2 tRNA genes are annotated in these 252 nt (G+C 58.7%); both read left to right on the top strand.

Going from position 1 to position 252, the window contains the following annotated elements:
- Positions 1-81: 81 nt before the first annotated feature.
- Positions 82-153, top strand: a tRNA-Val gene (locus tag HMPREF2678_RS02660).
- A gap of 23 nt (positions 154-176) precedes the next feature.
- Positions 177-252, top strand: a tRNA-Gly gene (locus HMPREF2678_RS02655).

The raw sequence follows: 252 nt of genomic DNA, 5'->3' as shown, positions 1-252 counted from the left end.
GGTCGCGAGTTCGAGTCTCGTCATCCGCTCCACGCTCAAGCCTAGTAGGTTCCCTAATAGGACTTGGGTCGTTGATTTCCTGCGCGTTTAGCTCAGCGGGAGAGCGCTTCCCTGACACGGAAGAGGTCACTGGTTCGATCCCAGTATCGCGCACAGGATCCCCCGAGGATCCGAATGCGGATGTAGCGCAGTTGGTAGCGCATCACCTTGCCAAGGTGAGGGTCGCGAGTTCGAGTCTCGTCATCCGCTCCA

It is taken from the genome of Corynebacterium sp. HMSC058E07 (assembly GCF_001809885.1).
GTDB classification, from domain to species: domain Bacteria; phylum Actinomycetota; class Actinomycetes; order Mycobacteriales; family Mycobacteriaceae; genus Corynebacterium; species Corynebacterium macclintockiae.
The sequence above is the reverse complement of the archived record's forward strand: the minus strand, read 5'-3'. Positions and strand labels throughout refer to the sequence as shown.